This window comes from Gaetbulibacter sp. NE (assembly GCF_025548475.1).
Taxonomy (GTDB): domain Bacteria; phylum Bacteroidota; class Bacteroidia; order Flavobacteriales; family Flavobacteriaceae; genus Gaetbulibacter_B; species Gaetbulibacter_B jejuensis.
Genome location: NZ_JAOQHY010000033.1, coordinates 1 through 644, shown reverse-complemented (window position 1 = coordinate 644; position 644 = coordinate 1). Strand labels below are relative to the sequence as shown.

1 pseudogene is annotated in these 644 nt (G+C 42.7%); it reads left to right on the top strand.

From position 1 onward, the window contains the following. Window positions 1-644: pseudogene (locus OD803_RS14695) on the top strand (hypothetical protein); the annotation flags it as partial.

Below are 644 nucleotides of genomic sequence, written 5' to 3'. Positions count from 1 at the left end.
CCAGTAGTTCCAACAAACATAGACGATTATGTTATCTGTGATACCAATACCGATGAGATTGCGCAGTTTGATTTAACAACCAAAGCAGCAGAGATATTAGGTACCCAAGACCCAGCAGATTTTGTGCTGACCTACCATTTAACACAGGCAGATGCCGACTCAGGAAACAACCCAATAGCTAACACGACCAACTATAGTAACCAAATCAACCCACAGACCATTTACATACGTTTGGTAAGTGTAGCCAATGGCTGTGTAACTACAGGAGAGTTTGAAATACGTGTGGAACTTCCACCAACAGCAATCCAACCAACACCATTGGAGTTGTGTGATGATGAAGTGGCCGATGAGATTACGGTATTTGACCTTACAGTTAAGGACAGTGAAATTACAGGAGGAGAAGCAAGCTGGAGTATAAGCTATTATGAAACCAATGCCGATGCACAGTCAGGAACCAACGCAGTAGACGCTACAGCCTATACCAATACATCAGTTAATGGCGCACCAGCTAACCCACAAACACTATATGTAGTTGTTACCGATACCGATACAGGCTGTGTGGATTACACAACGTTAACCATTAGAGTATTACCAAACCCAACTCCAAGTACAGATCCAGATAACCTAGAGTTATGTGATGACAT